Origin of the sequence: Methanolapillus millepedarum, assembly GCF_032594115.1 — an archaeon.
Taxonomy (GTDB): Archaea; Halobacteriota; Methanosarcinia; order Methanosarcinales; family Methanosarcinaceae; genus Methanolapillus; species Methanolapillus millepedarum.
Genome location: NZ_CP131060.1, coordinates 810,269 through 833,687, shown reverse-complemented (window position 1 = coordinate 833,687; position 23,419 = coordinate 810,269). Strand labels below are relative to the sequence as shown.

Here is a 23,419-nt window from a genome sequence, read left to right as displayed (position 1 = left end):
ATGACTGAGTTAACACTTACCCACAAAATCGAATATAATCTTTATCGTGCAGAAATGGAAATTAACGAACCGGCAGAAGACCGGGAAAAGGATATCTTACCATTCTTAATGTTTGTTAACCATAGAAAACATGTTGATGAAGAAATTGTCAATTTGGAGTATTTTAAGATGGAAAAGCCTCAGCATCCTTACGGCAGAAGAATGTTAGCGATGATGGAGGAGGAGTACAAACTGATTGAAAGAGAGAGATCTATGTTTCGTTTGACTGGCTCTTCAGAGGAAATGGTAAAAACAGGAAAGGTAATGCTTCCACACAGGGGAATTTATGAAATCACCGTCTCAGATGATCGCATATTTAAGAATTCAGTTATCGGGTGCTTGCCTGACGAATTTAGCATCAAAAAGGATCTCCAAGAAATGAGGTCCAGAAAACCGTTTAAAGAACCAATGGATAAAATCGTTTCTATTCCAAATGTTAATCATTGGAAAAACACAAAAATTGTTCTCCCTCTTCAAGGAGAAAAAGTCATAGAGGTGATGAATGTTTTGGAAAACGGATGTGGGGGAAAAGTAGGTCAGCCAATCACCGTCAAAATTGTTGTTAACGAAACCGGATCCAAAGCAACCATCATTCAAGATAAGGATGGTGACAAAAAGGGTAACAAGAAGGAGGAATTTTTCCAAAGCAATTTTTCCATTGAATATAGTCAAGTTGTGGGCGCATTGGCAGAACTGAACGGGTTGAATCCTCCTAACGGTCAATTCATTTGCTTTACCGAAGCCCTCCTGGATCAGGTTTCCGGGTCGTTGACAATGAAATTGAAAGGCGGGGATTTTTCTTTTGGTGACTTTGGAACCTATCGCATTTCAGATGTTGATAAGATTCAAGTCGCTCCCTTAGATTATCGGGCAGCTGCTGCTTGGGTTGAAAGAGAGGTTCAAAATGAAATTAAAAAAGCATACGTGACCAAAGAATCGTTTAATAAAATTATTGAAGAAAAGATCAACAGTGTTTGTGCTTCTTCAAAAAAATTATCCAAAAAGAGTATTTTGAATCGCGTTTTGGATTATGAAAAATTTATAGAATTTCAAAAGACAAAAGAAATTTCCGAAAGGGACGATGTTTTTTGGCATACAGTTACGGTATCGGATTTGAGTATGGAATGAGGTGATTAAACATGGCTACAGAAATGAAATCTTTAGATACAGAAATAAAACCTTTAGAAATTGATGTGAAAAAAAATAATTCCGGTGAAAAAATCAATAATATTTGGATATCAACAAGTCAAAAAAATATGAATTTGTCATCTTTTAAACCCGTAGAATCAGAGACAAGGAAATTGTTTCTGACGTCACAAAAGAAAAACTTGGATCAGATTCTTGCGGCTTACGCAAAAGATGCAATGGATACTATTTGTGTTTCGTCTTATTTAATTGAAGACGGGCTGTTCATGGAAGCGCTCATTGACGCATCCCAAAGAGGTGTTCGAGTCTATTTGTTGACAGCTCGCGAAGAAGAATTAAAGGCTGAGAAATCTGAAGAATTTGACGGGACAAACAAAAAGGAAATTATCGAAGCTCATAAACGATTACTGGATAAATTAGCCGGAAAAGTGTTGGTTCGCACATCACCCCATTTCCATGCAAAATTTGCACTTTTTGATCCGAAAAGTTACAATCCAAAAGGTATACTTTCAACTTGCAATTTTACAAAAAGTGCCATGAGCGGAAGCAACATTGAATTGGCGTTAACTTTGAATGAAATTGAGGAAATTCCTTCCTTTTTTGTTCAATTTATAGAAGGATTTTGGAATGAAGCCGAACATGAAATGATTCGAGCTGATAAAACACTTCATCCTGTTTCGTTGTCTTCCCGTCAAAAGATCAATATTCAGGAAATAACACACCCATGTACGTGCAAAGAAATGAATACACTTCAAGAGACTCTTATTCGTCTGATTAATTTATCTGAAAACGAATTAATTCTGTCTTCATGGAGTTTTAGTAAAGATCACAAATGCATGACCGAAATAAAAAAGGCCATCAAAAGAGGCGTTCGTGTCAAAATTTTGTGTCGGGAAGATTCTCTTGAATCTTTAATGGAACTGTCGTCAATGGGTGCGGAGTTATATAATTTTTCGACAAGAGTACATTGCAAATTCATAATTTCAGACTCGAAAAAGTCTATGGTTATGACTTCAAATTATTCTAAATTAGGGTTAGATTCCGGATTTGAAGTCGGCATTTTATTAGATGAAAATGAAACAGACATGTTTAAAAATATGGTTGAAAAATTGATTTCCCAAAGAAAAAATGAGTTTAAATCAAGTATTGAACTTGAAAAAATCCCCTCCGGGGAACACACTTTAATTCAAGTCGATTCAAAAGGCGGACCTCAAAGACTCAAGGTTGAAGATAAAATCGTAATTTCCGATAAAATGGAGGTAAATCTTTCTGATCTTCGAAAAATCATGGATAATAAACAAAACCAAGAAGAATTCGTCAAGAAAAATCTCTCTATTCAAGAAGATACTAGATGTAAAAAAATGGAGGGGAAAATAACTCTTGTTCCACAAAAATTCTCTGAGGAGAATGTTCAATTTATTGAGAAAACGAACGGGGTCGTAAAAGTAAAGTCTAAAAGCGGATCTTCCTTTTTGGTTTCAAATTGGGAAGATTACGAGAAGGTCAGCAAACTTGGAACAAAAATCTCTTATGCAGATCAAAGTTTTATTGATTCAATCATTCGGAAACAAAAAGATGAAGAAGTAAAAAAAGAAAATGAACGAAATAAACAACAAAATAAGGTCAAGTAACAATTTTAATGAATATTCTGAATATCAATCAATCCTTTGAATTGGTTGATTATTCAACTTTAATTTTTTGAATTATTCTTATATACTATTACTTGAAGTAATAACCCATTATGCAGATTCCTACGCCGGAAGATTTGAAAAAGAAGCGGATTGAACTCGGTTTGACGCAAAGCGATTTGGCAAAGCGCGCCGGAGTCAGCCAGCCTTTGATTGCGCGCATCGAAATGAGCGATGTTGATCCCAGGCTTTCGACCGTCGCGAAAATATTGGCGGCTTTTGAAGAAGCCAAAAAGGAGCAGCAGATCGTCGCCAAGGATATTATCAGTTTTCCGGTGATTCAGGTGCGTCCCAACCAAGCTCTTGAAGAGGCGGTTATGATTATGAACGCGCACGGGATTTCTCAACTTCCGGTCATTGAGAACGGTGTTCCGGTCGGCAGTTTGTCGGAAGGCGCTGTCGTTCGGACGATCGCGATCAAAAAATCGCTTGCCGGAATGATTGTTTCGGATTTGATGGAAGAGTCGTTCCCGACGGTTCCGCAAACCGCTTCCGTTTTAACCGTTTCGCATATTTTGGAACGAAGCCCGGCGGTTTTGGTGATGGAAAAAGGTATTGTCACCGGCGTGATTACCAAAAGCGATATTATGAAAATTATCAACGGGTGACTCCGTTTTTAATCATTTTTTACCGCAAAAAATTTTTACCGACGAACAAAACACTTTTACAAAAAACGCTTTTGCAAAAAACATTTACAAAAACCAAATATTACAAAAAACATTTACAAAAAACAGTTTTTACAACAAAAAATAAATTCCAGTCGTTATCCCAGTATTTTCAAAAAATAAATCAGGTTGTTTTTATGAGTATCAGAACAGATGAAAAGCTTTTAATGATGCCCGGTCCGGTAACTGTTCCTTCCCGCGTCTTGCTTGCCATGGCAAAACCGATGATTAACCATCGCGGCAAAGAGTTTTCCGCGATGTACGGCGAAATTCAATCCGTTTCCGCCGAACTTTTCAACACCAAAGCGGACAACATTTCCGTCATCTCCGGTTCCGGAACCGCCGGCATGGAAGCCGCCATCGGTTCTTTAAACAACAAAACCGACAAAATTTTGGCGATCGACAACGGAAAATTCGGTCAACGCTTTAAGAAATTGGCCGGCAAATACGGAACCGTCGTTCCGCTCGAATTTGAGTGGGGACAATCGGTCGATTTGGGAAAAGTGGAAGAAAAATTAGAAGCCGGCGACATTAAATCCATCGCGATGATTCACAACGAGTCTTCCACAGCCATTCGAAACCCGGCGCCGGAAGTTGGCAAATTAGCCAAAAAATACGGCGCTTATTTCATTTTGGATGTTGTGTCCTCCCTTGGCGGCGATACGATTTTAATGGATGAATGGGGCGTTGACATTGCCGTCACCGGTTCTCAAAAGTGCTTGGCGGCGCCGCCGGGACTTTCTATTGCCGCCGTCAGTGAAAAAGCGGCCGAGGAAATGAAAAATATCACCACCCGTCCGTATTACCTGGACCTTTTGGCCTACAGAAACAGCGCCACCAAAGAACTCAAAGAAACACCGTATACTCCGGCCGTTTCCTTATTCTATGCGCTTCAAGAGGCGCTTCGTATGGTCAAAGAGGAAGGGATTCAAAACAGAATCAACCGCCACTATTTAATGACAAAAGCTGTTCGTGATTCTATGGCGGCAATCGGTATTGAAATGTTTCCGACGCTCAATCAGTATAGTGCCTATTCCAACACGGTTTCCGCCATGAAAGCGCCGGCCGGCGTTGACGGCGAAGAGATTAAAAAAGCGCTTGGGAAACGCGGTATTATCATCACCGGCGGTCAAGACCATCTGAAAGGCAAAATTTTCAGAGTCGGATCCATGGGGGCAACCACACCGCTGAATATCATGAACACAATGACGGAACTTGAATTTGTCTTGTTCACATTGGGCGTTATCGAATCCACCGGCGCTGTCGATGACTTTGCCTCGGAAGCGATGAAAGATTTGTATTAATACGTATTTAATATGTCATCCAATTAAAAATTTAAAATCGGTTTGAATGTTCTGTTTTTGAATATTCAAATCATTTCTTTTCCATTGACATTTTCTCTTTATTTTTTTCTTTTTTCTCTTTTTCTTTTTTCCGTTTCTTTTTTTCCGTTTTCTTTGTTTATCTGTTTCTTTGTTTATCTGTTTCTTTTTTTCTGTTTTTTTATTTTTCTGCCGTTTTATTTCATATTTTCTTTCTTGTCGGACGGTATCTCGATTGTATAATAAATATTCCAAAATCGAACAAATTCTCTTCTTTTTAAATATTTTATAAATCTATATATTTGAAAGAAATATAAAAAGTTATTTATTTTGGAAGTCCGTTTCATGAATTAAGATAAATTCGGAGGCAGACGATGGATGAAAATTACTATTTGAGATTTCCTTCAATTTTAAAGGGCGCGCTTATTGAACGGACCGTCACATTCGGGGATGATGTTCAATTTAGATATGAGCCGATTTTAGCGTACCGTGTTATTAAGAGAGAGCATGGAAATGAAATGTCGGTTCACCGCAGCGATTTTAAATCAAAAGTTGAAATTTTAAAAGAAGAAAGGCGCGGGGGAAACGTGGATGAGAACAATATTTCCCATTACAGTTGTTCTCTCTTTCAGGACTTGGAAATATTAAAGACAGTTATGCGGTTGCCCGGGCCGTCGCGAAAAATAATCCAAGGATTTGTCACCGACTCTTACGGCCCATGTTTGATGTCCGACAGTCATGTTGATTGGTGGTTATTTGAACAAGCCGATCCGTCTTTTGAATTCGAGGTGTTCACATGAAAAATATTTACTTCTCTCTTCCAAAAATCGGATATTTATATTTGGAAAAAGTTTTGGTTGAAATTGATGTCCCGCCTTTGCTGTTTGTCTGTAAAGGAGAACAGAATGGTTTGTATTTGTGTGTTTGTACGGATTCCTATAAGCCGCCCTATGAATATTTGGCGGTTGAAACAACAGAAGAGCTTCTTCTTCAAATGCTCTGTAACAAAATCACCATGTATGACGCTTTCAAACAGTCGCCGAAATCCGTGGCTTTTAAAATTAAGGAGGGCGAAGATTTCCGAAATGATATCATCAATTTGGTTCAAATCCATGAAATTTCGGACGAAGATTTACCGCAGAAAGGCGCTTTCTTTGAAATAAAGACGGAATACATTAAAGAGTATATTTCCGAATTGCAAAGATGCAAAGGAAAACATAATGTTTATCCATCTCCTGATGGAAAAGAAACTCCGGCGATTGTTGCTGAGAATCCGGTTGCGTATCGAAAGTCAAAAAATGAGAAAAAACAAAAGTCAAATCGGAGATAATTGTGATTTTCCGGGTTAATAATAATAAGATGAAATATGAGAAAATGGTGAGAAAAATAAAACTAAATTGAAAAAATAAAAATAATAAATTGAATAAAATAAGGAAAATAAACAAAAATGAGAAAAAGAGAAAATAAATGAGGAAACTTATTCATCTCTCTTTTATTTTATTTTTTCAAAATTTCAATGCTTCCGTCACTTTTTCCGATAACGACTTCATCGACATTCATGAAAAGGCCGTGTTCGACGACGCCCGGGATTTGTGAAATTCGGGCAGCCAATTCTTTCGGATTTTGGATTTCTCCAAAATCGCAATCGATCACAAAGTTGCCGTTGTCAGTAATAACCGGACCGTCTTTTTTGGCGGCGGCGCGTAAAACCAGTTTTCCGCCGAGTTCTTTTAATTGCCGGACAGCCAGTTCTTTTCCAAACGGCATCACTTCAACCGGCACCGGGACGGATAAAACGTCGGCTTTCTTTTTCGGGTCGGATACCACCACAAAACGTTTGGCGGACATCGACACTATTTTCTCGCGCGTATGCGCGGCGCCGCCGCCTTTGATGGCCATCAAGTTTTTGTCAAACTGGTCTGCGCCGTCAATGGCAATCGTCAGCTCAGGCATTTGCGCGAGCGTTGTCAGCGGCACGCCGGCTTCAATGGCGATGGCTTCCGATTGATATGATGTCACGACGCCGACAACATTGAGTTTTTCTTCCCGAATACGGCGGCCGAGTTCTTTAATTGTATAAGCGACGGTGGACCCGGTCCCCAGACCGACTTTGTCTCCGCTTTTGACAAGAGACGCGGCATAAATGCCGGCGGCTTTTTTTTCCGGTGATTCTTGAGTTTGATTTCTGTCCGACATAAAAAACACCTGTCTGCATTATGGGGAAAGTCTTTTTCTGTCCCGCGGGAACAAAACTGCTTCACGAACGTTGTCAAGTTCAAGCATGGTCATGACCAATCGTTCGCAGCCGACACCAAATCCGCCATGTGGCGGCATACCGAACTGGAACGGTTTGAGATAGAATTCAAAGCTGTCGACATTGAGTCCTTTGGAACGGATTTGGTTGCACAGCACATCGTAAAGGTGCGCGCGCTGAGCGCCGGAAGAAAGTTCCATGGTGCGGTGCATCATGTCAAAACTGTTGGAAATTTCAGGGCGGTCTGCGTTCGGCATCGCGTAAAACGGCTTGGTTTTGGTCGGCCAAGCGGTAATGAAATAATGAGATTCGCCGGTTTTGTTGAACACATATTCCCCGAAGAGGTGCTCGGCTTGTGTTCCGATATCGTCTCCAAATTGCATTTTTGTTTCAATTTCCGGAATTTCGTTGTTGATGATGTCCAAAACGTTCTCATACGTATATTTTTTAAACGGCAGTTTGGGGATTTTGAGGGTCACGCCCAAAATTTCAAGGCTTTTTGAACATTTTTCGGAAACATCTTCATAAACGCGAACAATCATTTTTTCCAAAATTTCCATGACATCTTCATGGTCGGCAAAACTCATTTCAATGTCAATAGATGTGGCTTCGTTGAGGTGTTTGCGGGTGTCGTGCTCTTCCGCTCTGAAAATCGGTCCGATTTCAAAAACACGGTCGAATCCGGACGCCATCAGCATTTGTTTAAAAAGTTGCGGGCTTTGGTTGAGGAATGCTTCCCGGTCAAAATAGCTGATCGGGAACAGGTCTGTTCCACCTTCCGTTGCGGCCGCCACGATTTTTGGAGTTGACGTTTCCATAAACTTGTTTTCATACAAAAATTCACGGATGGATTTCTGCACTTGGTTGCGGATTAAAAAGATAGCGGTTGATTCTTCACGCCGAAGATCGATAAAGCGATTGTCCAGGCGCGTGTCCAGCTCGGCGTCCACTTTTCCGGTGGTGTCCATTGGGAGCGGGGATGCCGATTCGTTGATTAAGGTAATCGTGGACGGAATAATCTCATAACCGTTCGGCGCTTTCGGCTCAGCCTTGACAATACCGGTTACGGAAATGACCGATTCGCGGGATTGGCGCTTGGCGGTATCCAAGAGCTCAGCGTCTGTTTTTTTCTTGACCATTGTGATTTGAGCGCGGCCGGAGCGGTCACGTAAAACGACGAAACAAATACCGCCAAGGTCGCGGATTTCGTGAACCCAGCCGGAGAGAACAACGGCTTTTCCGTCATCGGTTGCCGGGTTAATTTCTGAAACAAAATGTGTTCTGAGATTTTGTAAAGACATAATGCCACCTGAATAAAAGAAATCATTCATGAATCAAAATTCTGTCAAACCAAGTCTAAAATTAACTTTTAAATTGATTTTAAATGAATGGATACAAGTGAATTCAATTAATTAAATGTAATGATTCGGTAAATTAATGATTCGATAAATGTCATGATTCAGTTGTTTGGAAATTCAGAAATATGGTAAATATAAATAAAATGAATGCTTTCCATTCAAAAATAAAATGAGATGAATAAAAAATGGAAATGGAGCAATATTACAGCCTGATTAACTTTGTGAAATTTCAGCATATTCTGCTGTTGTTTATTCTATTGGCGCTGGCTTACCTTTACATTTTTGCGATTTAAAAATACTTTTTTGCAGAATTAAATACTTTTTTCAAGCATTTTGCAGGCCTGGCAAATTGAATCGTTGCACGGCTCTCCGCAAATTTCACAGTTGCGGATATCTGACACTTCAAGCCCGGCAGCCAGCAGCGGCACCATATTATCAAAACCGCGGACCAGGGAGTATTTCGTTCCCGGATGGTTGACTTCAAAACCGTTGAGCATGCGGCGGACTTCTTTTCGAAGGGCGCCAAATGAGTGCGGGCAGGATGTCAGTTCCATCGGCAAGTCGTGAAGGTAAGCATAAAGCGCGATTTCTTTTTCGGGGATTTTCCGAAGCGGTTTTACCCGTACGATAAATCCGTCGAGTTCGTTTGCCGCTGAAAAACGGACCATTCGTTCGACATCGCCCCGGAAATGATTCAGCATCACGGTTTGCGCTTCGTCGTCCAAATTGTGACCGATGACTAATTTTGTTGCGCCGATGTCGCGGGCAACGACATTTAAGATCTTTTTACGAAGGACGCCGCAATAACTGCAGGCGCCAAGTTCTTTTTTCTCGTCCCCGAAATGGTTTTCCATCAGCTTTTTTTCCGATGTGATGTCGTCCATTGTTTTTCCGTATTCTTCCCGGAATGATTTGACGATATGTTCGATGCCGAGACGGGCGGTGAGTTCTTTGGCGCGCGCGATGGATTCATTCCGGTAGCCGGCAATGCCTTCATCAATCGTAATCGCGACAATCCGAATGTCCGGACGGTTTCCGAATATTTTGTGCATCAAAAGAAGAGCGACCGAGCTGTCTTTTCCGCCGCTGAGCGCGACGGCAATCACATCATTTTTCTTAATCGGATAGCGCTGGCGAAGCGTCAGTTTGGCTTTGCGTTCCAAATCCTCATAGAAATGTTTTTCACAAAGGTGAAGGCCGGAATACGGCTGATAAATGATAGACGGCGTACTGCATTTTTTGCATTTGATGGTCATGGTTAATCTTTGTTCTTTTTTTGAGTTTTTGAACGGGCAGCCGGTTGGTTGGCAGATTCGGATTTTAAAATTTACCGCCGTTTTCACATTTAAACTTTATGATTTTGAAAATTTCAAATAATTTATATCTAAACTTAATATTTTCGGATTTATGATTCCCGGTGTTTTTTCTGATTTGTTTTCCATCTTTTTCCCGATATTCTGCTTGCTGTTGTGTGTGATTTTCGGCTGGGTTTTCGGTTTTTTTTCGGGAATGGTTCCCGGAATTCATGTCAACAATTTTGCCGTTCTTTTGGCAAGCGCGGCCCCGGTTCTTTATGTGTTCGGGCTTTCGCCGGTCACGGTTTCTATCATCATTTTGTCGTGCGCCGTTTCTCATACGTTTCACAACATTATCCCGGCAATCTTTTTAGGAGCTCCGGGAGAAGATACGGCGCTTTTGGTTTTGCCCGGCCACCGTCTTTTGCTGGATGGAAAAGGACCGGCCGCCGTTCGTTTATCGGCGATGGGAAGCGCCGGCGCCGTTTTAGCGTCTCTTGTCATCATGATTCCGACGGCGGCCTTTTTTTATGCCGCGTACCCGTACTTGCAGCCGTACATGGGGTTTGTTCTGTTTTTTGTGATAATTCTGATGGTTGCGACCGAATATTCCTTTCAAAAAAAAGTTGCGGCTCTCTTTGTTTTTTTGGCGGCCGGATTTCTCGGAGTCATCGCATTTCGTTTTGAAGATACGGGTATTCTTTTATCTCCTGTATCGTTTCTTTCAAATTCGGGCGCCTCTGTTTTAATGCCGCTTTTGTCCGGACTTTTCGGAGCTTCGCAAATGATTGTCAGTTTTTTGACAGAATCCGTGATTCCCGATTCGAAAAATTCAGTGGAGACATTTCCGCAAAACAAGTTTATCAAAGGTGTTTTTAACGGGACGGTCACCGGGGCGCTGGTGGCTTGGATTCCCGGTGTTTCGTCGTCTGTTGCGGCGATTATTTCCGGATTTTTCATCGGCAAAAAGAGTCGGAATACCGGAAAAAATGAATTGGTCGATATAAAATCAGGTGGCAATGAATCTGATGGTAATGAATCTGATGGCAATGAATCCGATGGCAATGAATCCGATGACAATGAATCCGATAGCAATCGGTCGGATGACGGCGGACCGGAGGCTCTTGACTCTTTTGAAAGAAACGCGTACATTGATTCCAAAAATGAAGAAGAAAACGACGCGAAAGAATTTATTGTGACGGTTTCCGCGATCAGTACAGCCAACGCCATTTTCGGTCTTTTGGCGTTGTTCATTATCGGAAAGACCCGAAGCGGCGCCGTTGTTTCCATGAATCAAATTTTAAACGCCGCGGGGATTTCGATTGACAGCAATGTGTTTGCGGCCGGCAATTTAGAACTTTTCTTTTTGTTTTACATCACCATTCTCCTCACCGGTTTTTTGTCTTACTTCTCCACGATTCGCGCCGGAAATGTTGCGACCGGGTTTTTGAAAAAAATCAATTATCGAAAAATTTCTTTGACGGTGATGGTCTTTCTTTTTGTTTTGGTGTTTTTATTCACCGGATTTTACGGCGTGATTGTTTTTGTTGCGGCAACATTCATCGGGTTTTTACCGATTGTTTTGAAAGTGAAAAAATCAAATTTAATGGGCGTTATTTTGTTTCCGGTCATGCTTTATTTTTTCGGATTCCGGTAAGTAAATCGGGGGAAAGAAACACCATTAAACTTTAATATCAAGTTGGCTAATGATTCTATCGGAATTATTGATATCATTCCAATGTAACGCTTAAAAATAAAACCAGAAAAATATTAAATTAATCGACAAAAGTCATCATTAGAAAATACCCGAAAGAGGGAGGATTTACTGAAAAATGAGTGCAGGAATGTGTCCGGTTTGCGGTTTGCCTGAAGAATTGTGTATTTGCGAGGAAGTTGCAAAAGAGCAGCAACGCATTACCGTTAAGGTGAACCGGCGAAGATATGGTAAAGAAGTCACCATTGTAGAAGGCCTTGACCCCAGTGAAATTGACATTCATGATCTTGCAACATATTTAAAGTCGAAATTCGCGTGCGGCGGAACAATCCGTGACAGTACGATTGAACTTCAAGGAAACCATATCGGGCGCATGAAAGACGTGCTGATGCAACGCGGTTTCAGCGCGGACCAAATCAAAGATTAATTTTCAATTAATCTTTCATTTCATTCTTTTTCTTTTAATTGTTCTTCCGTTATTTATTTTCCGCTTGCATCTTCTGTTTTCTATTTTCCGTTTGCATCTTCCGTTTTCTATTTTCCGTTTGCATCTTCCGTTTTCTATTTTCCGTTTGCATCTTCCGTTTTCTATTTTCCATTTGCATCTTCCGTTTTCTATTTTCCGTTTGCATCTTCCGTTTTCTATTTTCCGTTTGCATCTTCCGTTTTCTATTTTCCGTTTGCATCTTCCGTTTTCTATTTTCCGTTTGCATCTTCCGTTTTCTATTTTCCATTTGCATCTGCTGCTTCCAATTCTGCTATCTTTCATCGAAATCCGAGAAAATCAAACGCAAAGCGTTTGATTTTTCGGGGTGGTTTGCTTGATTTTCTCAAAAAGCGGTCATTTGGTTTGCTTGATTTCTTCAAAAAGCAGTCCCTTGCTTTGTCCGATTTTTCAAAAAATCACCCCATGTTTTTGAAATCCAAAAGAAAATGTGTCGCCGTAACGCGCGCGCAGGCCGCCCTCTAACAGAAAAACAGAAAACAAAAATCAGAACGAATCCAACCGCATCTGAACCGCTCGGTTGTGAAGCAATTTTGTTGCCGCTTCCCATTGCGTTCTTGGCGTGATAATCCGTTTTTCCATATCCGCCAGCGCTTCTTCTTTTGTTTCAAAAACAACTTTGTTCTGAACAGCAGCTCTGGCAGCTTCCCGGACGACCCAAACGCCAAGCGGCGCCCAATAGTTTTGATTGATTTCACGGACGGCGAAAATGAACGCTTGGCGCTTGATGGATTCCAAATATTCCAGAATGGACAGCCGTGCCGCGTAATAACCGCCGGTCAGGTTCGAATATTCTTTTTTGCCGTAAAAGTCCTCGTGGTCCTGCGCAATGTATGTGCCGCCGCCGTTCCAAACCGACTGTGACATCCAAATTTCCAGGATTTCAAACGAAAAACTGCCGGGAAGAAGCATAATCTCAAAACGGTTGCCGAAAATTTCGCCGGACAAAAGCGTGATTTCCCGAACGTGCGGATAATCCTTAATGCGCCGGATGAGTTCTTTTCCGGAGGTGTCGTCAACAGCCGTAATCGACCAGCGCGTCGGAACCAGCCGCCGGTCGCGGCCGAGAAGGCCGATGGACATCAATCTTGTAATTTGTTCACTGGAAATGTTTCCGGAGTAAAGCTCAAGAATCGCGTCCTTTGAAAGCGCGTCCGTATCATAAACAATCCGGTCAACGGCATTTGGAACTTTCGGGTTTTCCGTGATTTGAAAATCTTTGACTTGACCCGACGGTCCCATCGGCATCATCATGCTGTCAAACTTCAAATCGGCGACAACCGGCTTTTTAAACCACGCTTCCGTATCTACCGGACGCGCCGACAGCGCCAACTCCTGCGCTTTCATCAAAAGCGGGTTGTCGGTTTTGGCGTCGGCCGGCTTAAATGTCGTGTTGGCGCGAACAAGCGCGGTCCGCATGGCAATCACGTCCTGCATCCGAAGATCATGCCACTGCCGCGAATCTTCCAAAAAACCGGGATTTTTATTGATTTTTTCCCGAAGGACGGCGGACGCCTCGCTGATTTCCAGTTCCGGCAAATCCAAAGACGGCGGAATTAAAGGACCGGTCGATAAACTCGGGTAGTTGTAACTGCCGACAAAAACGGATGGCGGCGACGGACCAAAAACACTGGTCGTGTTCCCGATGGATTTGGCCACTTTCGCGTTGCTTTTAAAACGCTCCAAAATCGGACAAAAGGGTCGCCCGCAAAGACCTTTTCCTTTACATTGAACACATGTTCCTTCAGCCATCATAAAACCCGAAATGAAATCGTCAACGGTGTGAAATCAAAACGAAATGCGTATCAAATCATAAAACTCAAAAGAAAGCCGGGTGAAAGTAATGCGGCACAAGTCCGTCAAAATAAAAAATGAACGATGACTTTTTATTCATCGTCATCTTCGTTTTCCAAGCCCATCGCTGTCAAAAACCGCTTGACGACGGACTCTTCTACCAATTTTTGAAGCGTATGCTTGTCTTTGGCGGAACTGAAAACACCAAGCGGGATTTTCGCGCCGGCCGCTGTTGGATGTCCGCCCGCGTTTTCACCAAACGCTTGGCGCATGACGTCGCCCAAATGGACGCGGATGTCGTCGTTTCGAGCTGATACGTAAATGCTGTCCTCCATAATTCCGAAAATAACCGTCGTCGAAATGCCTTCCATCGTCAGCAAGTAATCCGCAGCTTGCGGAAGTGCGTCACGGTTGCGAATCGTTCCGACATTGGACAAAAGGCAGGTGCTGACCACTTCACGGTTGCGGATGGCTTCTCCCAAAACATCCAGCGTTTCCACGGACATGGACGGCGTTTCCACCTGCGTCAAAAGGTCGTGGTCCGAAAGCGGGTGGAGGAACGAGGCGGCGGCAAAGTCGGCCGATGTTGTGTTGCGGCGGAAATCGTTGGTATCGGTACGAATACCGTAGAGAAGGGCGGCAGCGAGCTCTTTAGAAACGGTAATGTCCATCTGCTGGAGATATTTTGTCAAAATCGTTGCGGAAGACCCGACATTTGTCCGGATATCCGAAAATTCAGCATTCGGTTCCGTTTCACCGTGGGGGTGGTGATCAATGATGATTCCGATATTCTTTCCGGCCGGAACGGAATTGTTGACGCCCGGGACCGAACAGTCGATCATAGCTAATTTGTCGTATTTGTCAAAGCTTTCCGGACCTGTAATTTTAACCATTTGAATGTCGAGAAGATTGATAAACGCTTTATTTTCATGGTGGCCGATTTTTCCGTCATACAAAATTTCGGCGTTGATGTCGTATTTTTTGGTAATTTCCATGAGCGCAAAACCGCTGGAAATCGCGTCCGGGTCGGGATTGTCGTGAAGAACAATGCCGAGTTTCATGCCGCGGTGGTCGTCAAGCCAAGATGCCAAACGGTTTCCGGTGTGTTTCGTTTCCATCATGTCCAAATATTCGGTAATGGTTCCCGAGACGATTTTGGGCGGGATAAACACATAGTTCGCGCCGGCCGCAATCATTTCTTCTCTTTTAAGACCGTCGGACGCGCGCGCGACAACCCGCACGTTTTCGGGAATCAGCGGCTTGAAATTGGAAATCGCCTTGGTGTTGGCATTATCGTTTGAGCTGAGCGCCGCAATACAAATCAAATTTTTAAAATCAATCACATTGACGAGTTCGGGGTCGGAAATGTCGTACAAAAGCGCGTTAAATCCTTCTTGACGAAGCGTTTCAACGCGGGTTTTATCTAAATCAATAATGGTAATCTCTTTATCATTTTTCCGCAGATCTTTCGCGACCGCAAAACCAATAATGCCGCCGCCCAAAATTAAATAGTTCGGCTTTGGTTTTTTAACACTTTCAACGTTTTTCGGAGCTTGAGCCATCGTAACTCACCTTTCCTGTAAATTTTGAATAGAATATCAGACTCACTTTATATAAATCAAAATCAATAAATGTGATACCTAAATTTTGCCGTCTTCTATTTAAATCCATTTATTCAATTATTCTTTTTTTGTTGAAAACGGATTTTTTTTGAGACTTTTTCGGAATCATTGTCATTTTTGTCCTAAAATTTATTATTTTAAAAAGAGAATTCAAATATATCTTCGGTCAAGTAATGAATATTTTACGATTCAATATTCTTTTGATTTGATTTCAGACAGGGGCGAAAGTAAATGTTACGAGAAGCGATCACCGCATCCGAAATGAAAGCCATTGATCAAAACGCCGCATTTTGGGGAATGAATCCGTCGCAATTGATGGAAAACGCGGGCGCGGGCGTTTCGGAAGTCATTTTTGCCGGTTTGGCTCAAAAATCAAAATTAAATTCGAAAAAATCAAAATTATCAAATGCCACGCCGGTCGATTCAAATTTTGTCTCTGATTCCGGTTTTAATTTCGTTTCCGATCCGGCCTCTCAAGTTCCGGTCTTGTTTTTCGCGGGTCTTGGAAATAATGGCGGAGACACTTTTGTCGCCGCTCGTCATTTGGCCGGAAGAAGTATTTCGTCGGCTGTTGTTTTACTGGGCGACGAATCTCAAATCAAAACCAAGGAATCCGCTCAAAATTACGCGCTTCTTAAAAAAGAGAAACAGGTTCGGCTTTTTGAAATAAAATCCGAATCCGAGTTGGAAGATTTCTATGAGACTTTTGTCAAGAAAAACGATGCGTTAAGAGTTATTGTCGACGGCATTTTCGGAACCGGATTTTCGGGAACGGTTCACGGACTTGAAAAGAAGGCGATTGAAATAATCAATCTGCAAAAAGCTGAAACCCCGAATATTTTTGTGCTTTCGGTGGACATTCCGTCCGGAATGGACTCCCTCGCCGGGTTGGGTATTTCCGATGAAAAAACAATCGTTATCGCCGATGCAACAGTGACTTTTCATAAAATGAAAACTTATTTGGAAACAGCGGACGCCGTTTTGTTTTCCGGCAATGTCATCGTCCAGCCGATCGGTATTCCGTCGCCGGCTGAAGATTATTTCGGGCCGGGCGATTTGGGAAATTTGTATGTCCGGAATGCAAAAAGCCACAAAGGCGACAGTGGAAAAGTATTGGTTATCGGTGGCGGACCCTACACAGGCGCTCCGGCGCTTTCGGGAATGGCGGCATTGAGAACCGGGGCGGATATTGTGACCGTTGCCGTGCCGGCCGGTGCTTATGAAGCGGTTGCTTCTTATTCTCCCAATTTGATTGTCAAAAAATTATCCGGAAATGCGGTATGCGACGCTGACATTCCGTTTTTGTCGGAATTGATTGCGGCGCATGACTCCGTCATCATGGGTCCCGGAATCGGTACCGACCCTCAAACGGTTGCCGCTGTTTTGAAGTTGTTGCCGCTTTGCCGAAAGGTCGTTTTGGACGCGGACGCGCTGCAACCGGAAATCATGGACGCGGTTCAAACGTTGAATCGTCAGAAAGAACGGGAATATGATCTCATTTTGACGCCTCACCGCGGCGAATTCATAAGGATTTTTTCGTTTTTGAAAATCGATCCCGAAAAGGCCGAATCCGATTTGGAGAATACGGCGATTGATGTTTGTTCGGAACTTGGCGTGACGCTCCTTTTAAAAGGACCTGAGGATCTGATTGCGAACGGGCACCATCTTCGGAGAAATGTCACCGGAAACCCGGCCATGTCGGTCGGCGGAACCGGGGACGTTTTGTCGGGAATCGTCGGCGGACTGTTTTCAAAGAATAATGCGTTTGAGTCGGCCGGATGCGGCGCATTTATTTGCGGGTGCGCCGGAGATTCGGCTTTTTCCGAATTTGGAAATTCGTTGCTTGCGACCGACGTCATTGATGAAATTGCCGATGTTTTTTGTTTCTACGACGCCAAGAGACAAAAACGAAAGAATGCCGGAAACGAAAAATCTAAGAATAAAGAAGGGAAAACCAAAAAGAAAATTGAGACGAAAACCGAAAGGAAGACTAAAAAGAAAGTGAAAAACGGTCAAAAGGAAAGCAAAAAGGAAAAAAAGAACGAAAGTTTGAACAAAGAATCTGCCGGCCGGAAAGACAATTCGGACGAATCCAAAAAATCGAAAAATAGCGTTTCGGAACCGGACGACGGCCGGAAAAGTAAACTTATGGAAATTATGAAGAAAATAAAATGATTTTTTAAGAAAAAGCTTTTATGAGATGATTCAGTTCAGTATACCGTTTTTAGAATCGTTCTTTCTTATTTTACGATGACTATGTTTAGATTATATCCAAAAGAGGTTTTACATTGAAAATTATCGGCGGTCCGTCCTCCCAAGCGCTTGCCTGCCGCGTTGCGGCTCAACTGAATATCCTTCCAACCGTTACGAATTTTGAACGTTTTCCGGACAATGAGCATTACGTTAAGATTCTGGATGATGTTGCCGGCGACGATATCGTTATCATTCAAAGCACGACAACGGATTCCGATTTGATTGCGCTTCTCCAGCTGATTGACGCGTGCGGCGCGGCAAAATCTATTCGTGTTGTGATTCCCTATTTCGGATATGCCCGCCAGGATCAAATTTTCAAAGCCGGAGAAGCCGTCAGCGCGCGCGCCATGGCCAAAACAATTCAAGGGGTCGAATCGGTTTGGACCGTCAATATTCATAAAAAACACACGCTTGACCATTTCAATTGTCCGGCGAAAGATTTGGACGCATCCCCGCTGATCGGGAAATATCTCTCTGAATTACATCTCACCCGTCCTCTGCTGGTTGCTCCGGACAAAGGTGTTGAACAAATGGTTCGCAAAATGGCGCAAGGGTTGGATTTGGAATGCGATGTTTTTGATAAAACGCGTCTTAGCGGTGATACTGTTGTCATTCAAGACAAAAAAATGGATATCGTCGGCCGTGACATCATTCTTATGGATGATATGATCGCCACCGGCGGGACAATGGCCGAATCGGTGAAACTTTTGCGGTCAAACGGCGCCGGAGATATTTATGTCGCCTGCGTTCATCCGGTTTTGACTCGAAACGCCGTTTTAAGGCTTGCCAATGCCGGTGTCAAAGATATCATCGCCACGGATACGCTTGAAAAAATTCAAAGCCAAGTCAGTGTCGCGCCGATTATTGCCGATGAATTAAGAAAGGTTTGATCTTTTTTAAAATGTTGACTTAAATGAGTCAAAAATTTTATTTTTTTATTTTTTTATTTTTTGTCTTAATTTTTTTGTTTTAATTTTTTTGTTTTAATTTTTTTGGCCGTCCGACGAATTTATTTTTATTTGTTTCAAATTATTAAAATAATTATACTCCGCCGTTTTTTTGAATCTTTTTATCAGCAACTTTTATATTTCTCTAAAAGTATTTTCTCATATGTCAATTTCAAAGATTTTTTCCGCCAAAAAAACCGAAGTTAAAGACTCGGAACGCCACAATGAACAGCCGGAACCGCCGCAAAATCTGGAACGCTTTTTTGTTATTTCCCGCGACGATTCCAATTCCAAAGGCAAAACAAATTCTAAAACATCTTGGCCGGATGCCGATTCCAGCCGGGCAGCGCCTCAGAAAGTTTGGCCGGGCGCGGACGAGCCGTCGCGTCCCAAAGGGGCTTATACCGATATCCGAGAGCCGGTTGAAGATAACTATGCCGAAAACAAAGAGTGGCGGGACAGAATTCAAAAAGCGATTGCTGAGTCTGCGAAGCGAGATGGAAAATCCGCCGGCAAAAAGGGTTGGCCGGAAGCTTTTGTAAAAGATAAGAATGAAGCTGACTCGGAAGAAAAAGAAGCAGCTGAAAGAAAGGCCGCCGAAGAGAAGCAGGCCGCTGATGAGAAAAAAGTTGCTGAAGAGAAACGAGCGGCTGAAGAGAAACGAGCGGCTGAAGAAAAAAGAGCGGCAGAGGAAAAGAGGCAAGCGGAAGAGCGGAGAAAAGCTGAGGAAAGAAAGCTTGCCGAAGAGAAAAAAGCGGCTGAACAGCAAAGAATTGCGGAAGAAATCAAAGCTCGGGAAGCGGCCGAAAGAATCTATGCGGAAGAGTTAAAAGCGGCTGAAGAAAAAAGAAAAGCAGAAGATGCAAAAAAGCGGGCGGCTCAGTATGACGAATGGCTGGCGCAGCGGGAGCTGAACAATCAAAAGTGTGATGCTGAACTTAAAAAATGCGTTTTTGAAAAGCAAAAGAAAGTGGCGCAGGCAGAAAAATACGAGAAATGGTTGGCTGAACGGGAACAAAAAATCCGACAAGAAAACGATGACTTAAATCGGAAAATTGTTGCCAAAAAGAGGGCAATAGCTTACAGTATTTGGATTTTAGAACGTGAAGAGAGAATCCAAAAAGAAGAGGCTGAACTGAAAAGGTGCGTCTGTGAGAAGCAAAGGAAAGCGGCACAGGCTGAAAAATACGACAAGTGGTTCGCACAGCGGGAACTGAAAAATCAAAAGTGTGACGCTGAACTGAAAAAATCGGTTTGTGAGAAGTAGAAGAAAGCAGTGCATGCGGAGAAGTATGACCAGTGGCTGGCGGAACGGGAAAAGAGAATTCTGGCGGCTGACGTTGAACTGAAAGAATCTGTTGTGAAACGACAGAATAAAGAAAAAATGGATGAGCGAAACGCTCGAAATGCCGAAAAGTACGACGTTTGGTTGGTTGAGCGAAATTCAAAAATTCAAAAAGAAGATGAAGAGCTCAAAAAGTCTGTTTGTGAGAAACAAAAAAAGGCGCTGTTGGCTGAACGGTATGAGGTCTGGCTGGTACAGCGGGAACTGACAAATCAAAAGTGCGACGCTGAACTGAAAAAATCCATTTGCGAGAAGCAAAAGAAAGCGGTGCAAGCGGAAAAGTATGACAAATGGCTGGCGGAACGGGAACTGAAAAATCTGGTTGCTGAAGCCGAGCTGAAAAAATCCGTCTGTGAACGGCAGAAAATGGAAAAAATTGCCGAACGAAACGCTCGAAATGCTGAAAAATACGGTATTTGGTTGGCACAGAGGGAACAAAAGATTCAAAAATGTGACGCTGAATTGAAAAAATCCGTCTCCGAAAAACAAAAGAACGCCGGACTTGCGGAAAAGTATGACGCGTGGCTGGCCGAGCGGGAAGCAAAAAATCAAAAGTGTGACGCTGAACTTAAAAAGTCCGTTTTGGAGAAGAAAAAGAAAGCCGAACGGGCAGAACGGTATGATAAGTGGGCGGCAGAGCGCGATTTAATGAACCGGCAGAAAGATGCGGAAATTCAAAAGAAAGTGGCAGCGAAGAGAAAGGCGCAAGCTTATGAAATGTGGCTGTCCAATCGGGAAATGAAAAACCAGGAAGCTGACGCAAATCTTAAACAACGCGTTCAAAAGAAAAAGGAAGACGAAGAACGTGCTCATGCTTATGAAAAATGGCTTTTTGAACGAAACGAAAAGATAAAACAGGAAAATCAAAAACTCCAAGAAAAGATCGCGCAAACAGGCGAGAAGCGGCCGGATAAACCGCCGGTGACTCAACAAAAAGAAGATAAATCGAAAGCCGGCAGTTCAAAAGCCGGAACCGCGCAAGCCGGTCAGCAAACGGTGAACCCGAAAACAGTTGAAAAGCAAGTTCCGGAAACGAAATCTGTAAAAGAGGATACGAACTACGGCGAAAAACAGTCGGTTGCCGGGAAAGCGGTGGCTCAGGCGGCAGTTCAATCGGCAGTTCAACCGGCGATTCAATCGGCAGCTCAACCCGTGATTCAACCGGCAGTCCAATCGGGAACGCCGGTCACATCTGAACATAGTGAGTCCGACGAAGAGGATTTGGAATTCGTTAAAAATCTTCAAATTCTGAGAGGCGAAAAGAAGAATTTAGAGGCCTTAAGGCAAGAAAATGAGCATGGAAAAATCGAGTTTAAAAATATTGATAAGAAATTTATGGTTTAAAGTTAATTATTCAATCTATTCAATTTGATGTCAATTCATCGTCATCATAATGTATTAATCAAAAAGAAGGTCAAAAAATGGCAACATTGAAAATGGCAACGATTTGCGGGCACACAAATACGGTGACTGCGGAAGCAAAAGGCATGGAAACACACGTCGTCATTGAAACGACATGTCCGAAAATTAAGAAGTGGGGGACTGATTTTTCGATTCCCATGGAAGACATCATGGACATTCAAAACAAAACGCTGGACGAAAAAAGAAAAGCTTGTACATTGACGCCGACTTGCTTTGTCCCAACGTTGGTCATGAATACCGTTTGGATGGAAAACGGCATGATTTCCAAAAGTTTGGTTAAAAAAATGGGCCACATGGACATTGAATATATTGAGTAAAAATAATAAATATTGTAAATATTGAATAAAATGACTCTCCATTCACTCTACATCGCCGATTCCGCCGTTTTCATTATGGGGAACTGCAACATCCCGTATTCCAAAATGATTTCCATTCCGAGCGTTGAATCTGAAATCCGGAGCGCTGACGCTCTTTTAAGGTTTGACATCGCTAAAGCCGAAGGGCTCCGGATTGAGGCGGTTGATTCTATTTTTTTGACCGAAATTAAAAAGCATGCGGAGCAGACGCGCGACATTAACGAATTGTCAAAAACAGATCTGGAAATTTTGGCAAAGGCACTCGAATACCGGGAGCAAGCCATTCTTTTGACCGACGACTTCGCCGTTCAAAACGTTGCTGTCCGGCTTGATATCGCGGTCTTGCCGGTCGCGCAGCGAATCATTAAAGACAATATCGTTTGGCAAAAGCAATGCACCGGCTGTTTCAAATATTTCAAAGACGGAGACGAGTGTCCGATTTGCGGGTCGCCGCTTCGAAAACGAATGAAGAAGAGGTTGAAAAAGAAACCGATTTCCAAAGAATCCGGACCTGAAAGTTCAATGTCGATATTTGCATCCAATTGTAAAACCGGTGAATATGACGAGGAATATGATGCAGAATGAGGAATGCGATAAAGATTAAAAGGCGATAAAGATTGTAATGAATGATGCCGGGCAATGAAGTCATGGACGTGAAATGAATAAGCGGAAGGAAGATAAATACATAAATGTTGACGTCATTGAATCATCATCATTTTCATTTTATAAAATTCCGGAGAAAGGAATATGAAAAATATTGAAGAGTTATCTCAAAAAGCGGATGAATTGCAAAAAAGCGGCATGACAACCGGCCAAATCGCGGATGAATTAAACATTTCAACCGAAACCGTTGTCTGGCTGTTGACCAATAAAAAGCCGGCCGCCGACGGAATCATTCCGAAGGATGTGTCCGTTAACTGGAGCAATCTCGGTCAAAACGCAACCCGTCTCCGTTGCACGGCTCAAATTCTTTGCGATATGGTGATGATCGAAGCTGCCAAACAAAAAGAATACATTGATGTCGTCATCGGTGTCTCTTCCAGCGGCGTTCCGGTGGCCAGTTTTATGGCCAATGAAATGGAATCCGAGTTTTCCGTTTATTATTCCAAGAAAGGAAAAATTCAAAAAGAAGACACCGGCGCCAAAGGAACGTTTTCCCGCAACTTCTCAGACATCCGCGGCAAGAATTGTATCATCGTCGATGATGTCATCACCACCGGCGGTACCATAACGGATGTGATTGCGCAGCTGCGCGCCACCGGCGGCAAGCCGATTGCCGTTGCCGTTCTTGTCGATAAAGTCGGTTTTGAGGAAATCGAAGGCGTTCCGGTCCGTTCCATGATGAGGATTACCCGTCTCGGATAAATTCCAAAAAACAGTTTCGAAAAGTTTTAAGTATCAGAAACTGTTCCCTTTCTTTTTTTCACGTTAATTTTTTGTTTTATGTTAATTTTTTGTTTTATGTTAATTTTTTGTTTTATGTTAATTTTTTGTTTTATGTTTTTTGAATTTGTTGTAAATCAATTCGGTTTTTCATCGCAAGGTTCATATATGGATTTATTCGTAATGGTATGTCCATAACGGCGGATAGAAGAATTTGATTTTCAATCAATTCTCATTATTCTCATCGCATGGTTTTAGAACTCTCACAAAAACCATGTTTGATCGTTTCATTTAACGGACTTATTAAATGA

General features: G+C 42.5%; 22 protein-coding genes. 15 read left to right on the top strand and 7 right to left on the bottom strand.

Annotated elements, in window-relative coordinates; genetic code table 11:
- The 4 genes from MsAc7_RS03940 (at position 1) to MsAc7_RS03925 (ending at position 4,842) form a co-directional block, all read left to right on the top strand.
- Positions 1–1,167, top strand: a complete 1,167-nt coding sequence (locus tag MsAc7_RS03940) for a hypothetical protein (protein ID WP_338103287.1) — start codon at positions 1–3, stop codon at positions 1,165–1,167.
- An 11-nt stretch (positions 1,168–1,178) separates the two neighbouring features.
- The gene (locus MsAc7_RS03935) at positions 1,179–2,816 is read left to right on the top strand and encodes a phospholipase D-like domain-containing protein (RefSeq protein ID WP_338103286.1); all 1,638 of its coding nucleotides are present in this window, start codon (positions 1,179–1,181) and stop codon (positions 2,814–2,816) included.
- A 110-nt stretch (positions 2,817–2,926) separates the two neighbouring features.
- Entirely contained in the window at positions 2,927–3,481 is a 555-nt protein-coding gene (locus MsAc7_RS03930) for a CBS domain-containing protein (protein WP_338103285.1), read from the top strand.
- 194 nt (positions 3,482–3,675) lie between these two features.
- Complete coding sequence (locus tag MsAc7_RS03925; RefSeq protein ID WP_338103284.1) at positions 3,676–4,842, top strand: pyridoxal-phosphate-dependent aminotransferase family protein; 1,167 nt, start codon at positions 3,676–3,678, stop codon at positions 4,840–4,842.
- Positions 4,843–4,857: 15 nt separating this feature from the next.
- On the opposite strand, the gene MsAc7_RS03920 is transcribed toward MsAc7_RS03925, so the two are convergent.
- On the bottom strand, positions 4,858–5,115 hold the full coding sequence (locus tag MsAc7_RS03920) for a hypothetical protein (protein ID WP_338103283.1): 258 nt from the start codon (positions 5,113–5,115) through the stop codon (positions 4,858–4,860).
- Between the two features lie 119 nt (positions 5,116–5,234).
- Here MsAc7_RS03920 and MsAc7_RS03915 point away from each other — a divergent pair, with 119 nt between their 5' ends.
- Entirely contained in the window at positions 5,235–5,660 is a 426-nt protein-coding gene (locus MsAc7_RS03915) for a hypothetical protein (RefSeq protein WP_338103282.1), read from the top strand.
- On the top strand, positions 5,657–6,190 hold the full coding sequence (locus MsAc7_RS03910) for a DUF6575 domain-containing protein (protein ID WP_338103281.1): 534 nt from the start codon (positions 5,657–5,659) through the stop codon (positions 6,188–6,190). The genes MsAc7_RS03915 and MsAc7_RS03910 overlap by 4 nt, the downstream gene beginning before the upstream one ends.
- 167 nt (positions 6,191–6,357) lie before the next feature.
- On the opposite strand, the gene rpiA is transcribed toward MsAc7_RS03910, so the two are convergent.
- The 3 genes from rpiA to MsAc7_RS03895 all read right to left on the bottom strand — a co-directional run bounded on the left by rpiA (position 6,358) and on the right by MsAc7_RS03895 (position 9,728).
- Positions 6,358–7,056 carry a ribose-5-phosphate isomerase RpiA gene (gene rpiA, locus MsAc7_RS03905; protein ID WP_338103280.1) on the bottom strand — a complete coding sequence of 233 codons (699 nt, stop codon included), beginning with the start codon at positions 7,054–7,056 and terminating at the stop codon, positions 6,358–6,360.
- An 18-nt stretch (positions 7,057–7,074) separates the two neighbouring features.
- Complete coding sequence (gene aspS / locus MsAc7_RS03900; protein WP_338103279.1) at positions 7,075–8,415, bottom strand: aspartate--tRNA(Asn) ligase; 1,341 nt, start codon at positions 8,413–8,415, stop codon at positions 7,075–7,077.
- A 368-nt stretch (positions 8,416–8,783) separates the two neighbouring features.
- Positions 8,784–9,728 (bottom strand): TIGR00269 family protein, encoded by a 945-nt coding sequence (locus MsAc7_RS03895; RefSeq protein WP_338103278.1) that lies wholly within the window; start codon positions 9,726–9,728, stop codon positions 8,784–8,786.
- A 151-nt stretch (positions 9,729–9,879) separates the two neighbouring features.
- Here MsAc7_RS03895 and MsAc7_RS03890 point away from each other — a divergent pair, with 151 nt between their 5' ends.
- A complete protein-coding gene (locus MsAc7_RS03890; RefSeq protein ID WP_338103277.1) occupies positions 9,880–11,424 on the top strand; it encodes a tripartite tricarboxylate transporter permease in 1,545 nt (514 codons plus the stop codon).
- Between the two features lie 175 nt (positions 11,425–11,599).
- Complete coding sequence (gene yciH / locus MsAc7_RS03885; RefSeq protein ID WP_338103276.1) at positions 11,600–11,908, top strand: stress response translation initiation inhibitor YciH; 309 nt, start codon at positions 11,600–11,602, stop codon at positions 11,906–11,908.
- Positions 11,909–11,957: 49 nt separating this feature from the next.
- On the opposite strand, the gene MsAc7_RS03880 is transcribed toward yciH, so the two are convergent.
- The 3 genes from MsAc7_RS03880 to MsAc7_RS03870 all read right to left on the bottom strand — a co-directional run bounded on the left by MsAc7_RS03880 (position 11,958) and on the right by MsAc7_RS03870 (position 15,342).
- Positions 11,958–12,221 carry a hypothetical protein gene (locus MsAc7_RS03880; protein ID WP_338103275.1) on the bottom strand — a complete coding sequence of 88 codons (264 nt, stop codon included), beginning with the start codon at positions 12,219–12,221 and terminating at the stop codon, positions 11,958–11,960.
- Between the two features lie 251 nt (positions 12,222–12,472).
- A complete protein-coding gene (locus MsAc7_RS03875; RefSeq protein ID WP_338103274.1) occupies positions 12,473–13,741 on the bottom strand; it encodes an Nre family DNA repair protein in 1,269 nt (422 codons plus the stop codon).
- Between the two features lie 131 nt (positions 13,742–13,872).
- A complete protein-coding gene (locus MsAc7_RS03870) occupies positions 13,873–15,342 on the bottom strand; it encodes a DHH family phosphoesterase (RefSeq protein WP_338103273.1) in 1,470 nt (489 codons plus the stop codon).
- A 291-nt stretch (positions 15,343–15,633) separates the two neighbouring features.
- On the opposite strand from MsAc7_RS03870, the gene MsAc7_RS03865 reads away from it, so the two are divergent.
- The 7 genes from MsAc7_RS03865 (at position 15,634) to MsAc7_RS03835 (ending at position 23,090) form a co-directional block, all read left to right on the top strand.
- Positions 15,634–17,577: an NAD(P)H-hydrate dehydratase gene (locus MsAc7_RS03865; protein WP_338103272.1), complete on the top strand. Its 1,944-nt coding sequence runs from the start codon at positions 15,634–15,636 to the stop codon at positions 17,575–17,577.
- A gap of 113 nt (positions 17,578–17,690) precedes the next feature.
- Positions 17,691–18,545 carry a ribose-phosphate diphosphokinase gene (locus MsAc7_RS03860; RefSeq protein WP_338103271.1) on the top strand — a complete coding sequence of 285 codons (855 nt, stop codon included), beginning with the start codon at positions 17,691–17,693 and terminating at the stop codon, positions 18,543–18,545.
- A gap of 220 nt (positions 18,546–18,765) precedes the next feature.
- Positions 18,766–19,869 (top strand): hypothetical protein, encoded by a 1,104-nt coding sequence (locus MsAc7_RS03855; protein WP_338103270.1) that lies wholly within the window; start codon positions 18,766–18,768, stop codon positions 19,867–19,869.
- A gap of 9 nt (positions 19,870–19,878) precedes the next feature.
- Positions 19,879–21,291: a hypothetical protein gene (locus MsAc7_RS03850; RefSeq protein ID WP_338103269.1), complete on the top strand. Its 1,413-nt coding sequence runs from the start codon at positions 19,879–19,881 to the stop codon at positions 21,289–21,291.
- Positions 21,292–21,368: 77 nt separating this feature from the next.
- A complete protein-coding gene (locus tag MsAc7_RS03845; protein WP_338103268.1) occupies positions 21,369–21,686 on the top strand; it encodes a DUF6951 family protein in 318 nt (105 codons plus the stop codon).
- A gap of 30 nt (positions 21,687–21,716) precedes the next feature.
- The gene (locus MsAc7_RS03840; RefSeq protein ID WP_338103267.1) at positions 21,717–22,310 is read left to right on the top strand and encodes an NOB1 family endonuclease; all 594 of its coding nucleotides are present in this window, start codon (positions 21,717–21,719) and stop codon (positions 22,308–22,310) included.
- 162 nt (positions 22,311–22,472) lie between these two features.
- Positions 22,473–23,090 carry an orotate phosphoribosyltransferase-like protein gene (locus tag MsAc7_RS03835; protein WP_338103266.1) on the top strand — a complete coding sequence of 206 codons (618 nt, stop codon included), beginning with the start codon at positions 22,473–22,475 and terminating at the stop codon, positions 23,088–23,090.
- The last annotated feature ends 329 nt before the right edge of the window (positions 23,091–23,419 follow it).

Coding starts and splice junctions, on each gene's coding strand:
- MsAc7_RS03880 (WP_338103275.1), bottom strand. CDS start 12,221: ATGCAAATGGAAAATAGAAAACGGAAGATGCAAACGGAAAATAGAAAA.
- MsAc7_RS03925 (WP_338103284.1), top strand. CDS start 3,676: ATGAGTATCAGAACAGATGAAAAGCTTTTAATGATGCCCGGTCCGGTA.
- MsAc7_RS03895 (WP_338103278.1), bottom strand. CDS start 9,728: ATGACCATCAAATGCAAAAAATGCAGTACGCCGTCTATCATTTATCAG.
- MsAc7_RS03910 (WP_338103281.1), top strand. CDS start 5,657: ATGAAAAATATTTACTTCTCTCTTCCAAAAATCGGATATTTATATTTG.
- MsAc7_RS03875 (WP_338103274.1), bottom strand. CDS start 13,741: ATGATGGCTGAAGGAACATGTGTTCAATGTAAAGGAAAAGGTCTTTGC.
- MsAc7_RS03865 (WP_338103272.1), top strand. CDS start 15,634: ATGTTACGAGAAGCGATCACCGCATCCGAAATGAAAGCCATTGATCAA.
- MsAc7_RS03870 (WP_338103273.1), bottom strand. CDS start 15,342: ATGGCTCAAGCTCCGAAAAACGTTGAAAGTGTTAAAAAACCAAAGCCG.
- MsAc7_RS03935 (WP_338103286.1), top strand. CDS start 1,179: ATGGCTACAGAAATGAAATCTTTAGATACAGAAATAAAACCTTTAGAA.
- MsAc7_RS03845 (WP_338103268.1), top strand. CDS start 21,369: ATGGCAACATTGAAAATGGCAACGATTTGCGGGCACACAAATACGGTG.
- MsAc7_RS03855 (WP_338103270.1), top strand. CDS start 18,766: ATGTCAATTTCAAAGATTTTTTCCGCCAAAAAAACCGAAGTTAAAGAC.
- MsAc7_RS03835 (WP_338103266.1), top strand. CDS start 22,473: ATGAAAAATATTGAAGAGTTATCTCAAAAAGCGGATGAATTGCAAAAA.
- MsAc7_RS03890 (WP_338103277.1), top strand. CDS start 9,880: ATGATTCCCGGTGTTTTTTCTGATTTGTTTTCCATCTTTTTCCCGATA.
- MsAc7_RS03940 (WP_338103287.1), top strand. CDS start 1: ATGACTGAGTTAACACTTACCCACAAAATCGAATATAATCTTTATCGT.
- MsAc7_RS03915 (WP_338103282.1), top strand. CDS start 5,235: ATGGATGAAAATTACTATTTGAGATTTCCTTCAATTTTAAAGGGCGCG.
- yciH (WP_338103276.1), top strand. CDS start 11,600: ATGAGTGCAGGAATGTGTCCGGTTTGCGGTTTGCCTGAAGAATTGTGT.
- rpiA (WP_338103280.1), bottom strand. CDS start 7,056: ATGTCGGACAGAAATCAAACTCAAGAATCACCGGAAAAAAAAGCCGCC.
- MsAc7_RS03840 (WP_338103267.1), top strand. CDS start 21,717: ATGACTCTCCATTCACTCTACATCGCCGATTCCGCCGTTTTCATTATG.
- MsAc7_RS03930 (WP_338103285.1), top strand. CDS start 2,927: ATGCAGATTCCTACGCCGGAAGATTTGAAAAAGAAGCGGATTGAACTC.
- aspS (WP_338103279.1), bottom strand. CDS start 8,415: ATGTCTTTACAAAATCTCAGAACACATTTTGTTTCAGAAATTAACCCG.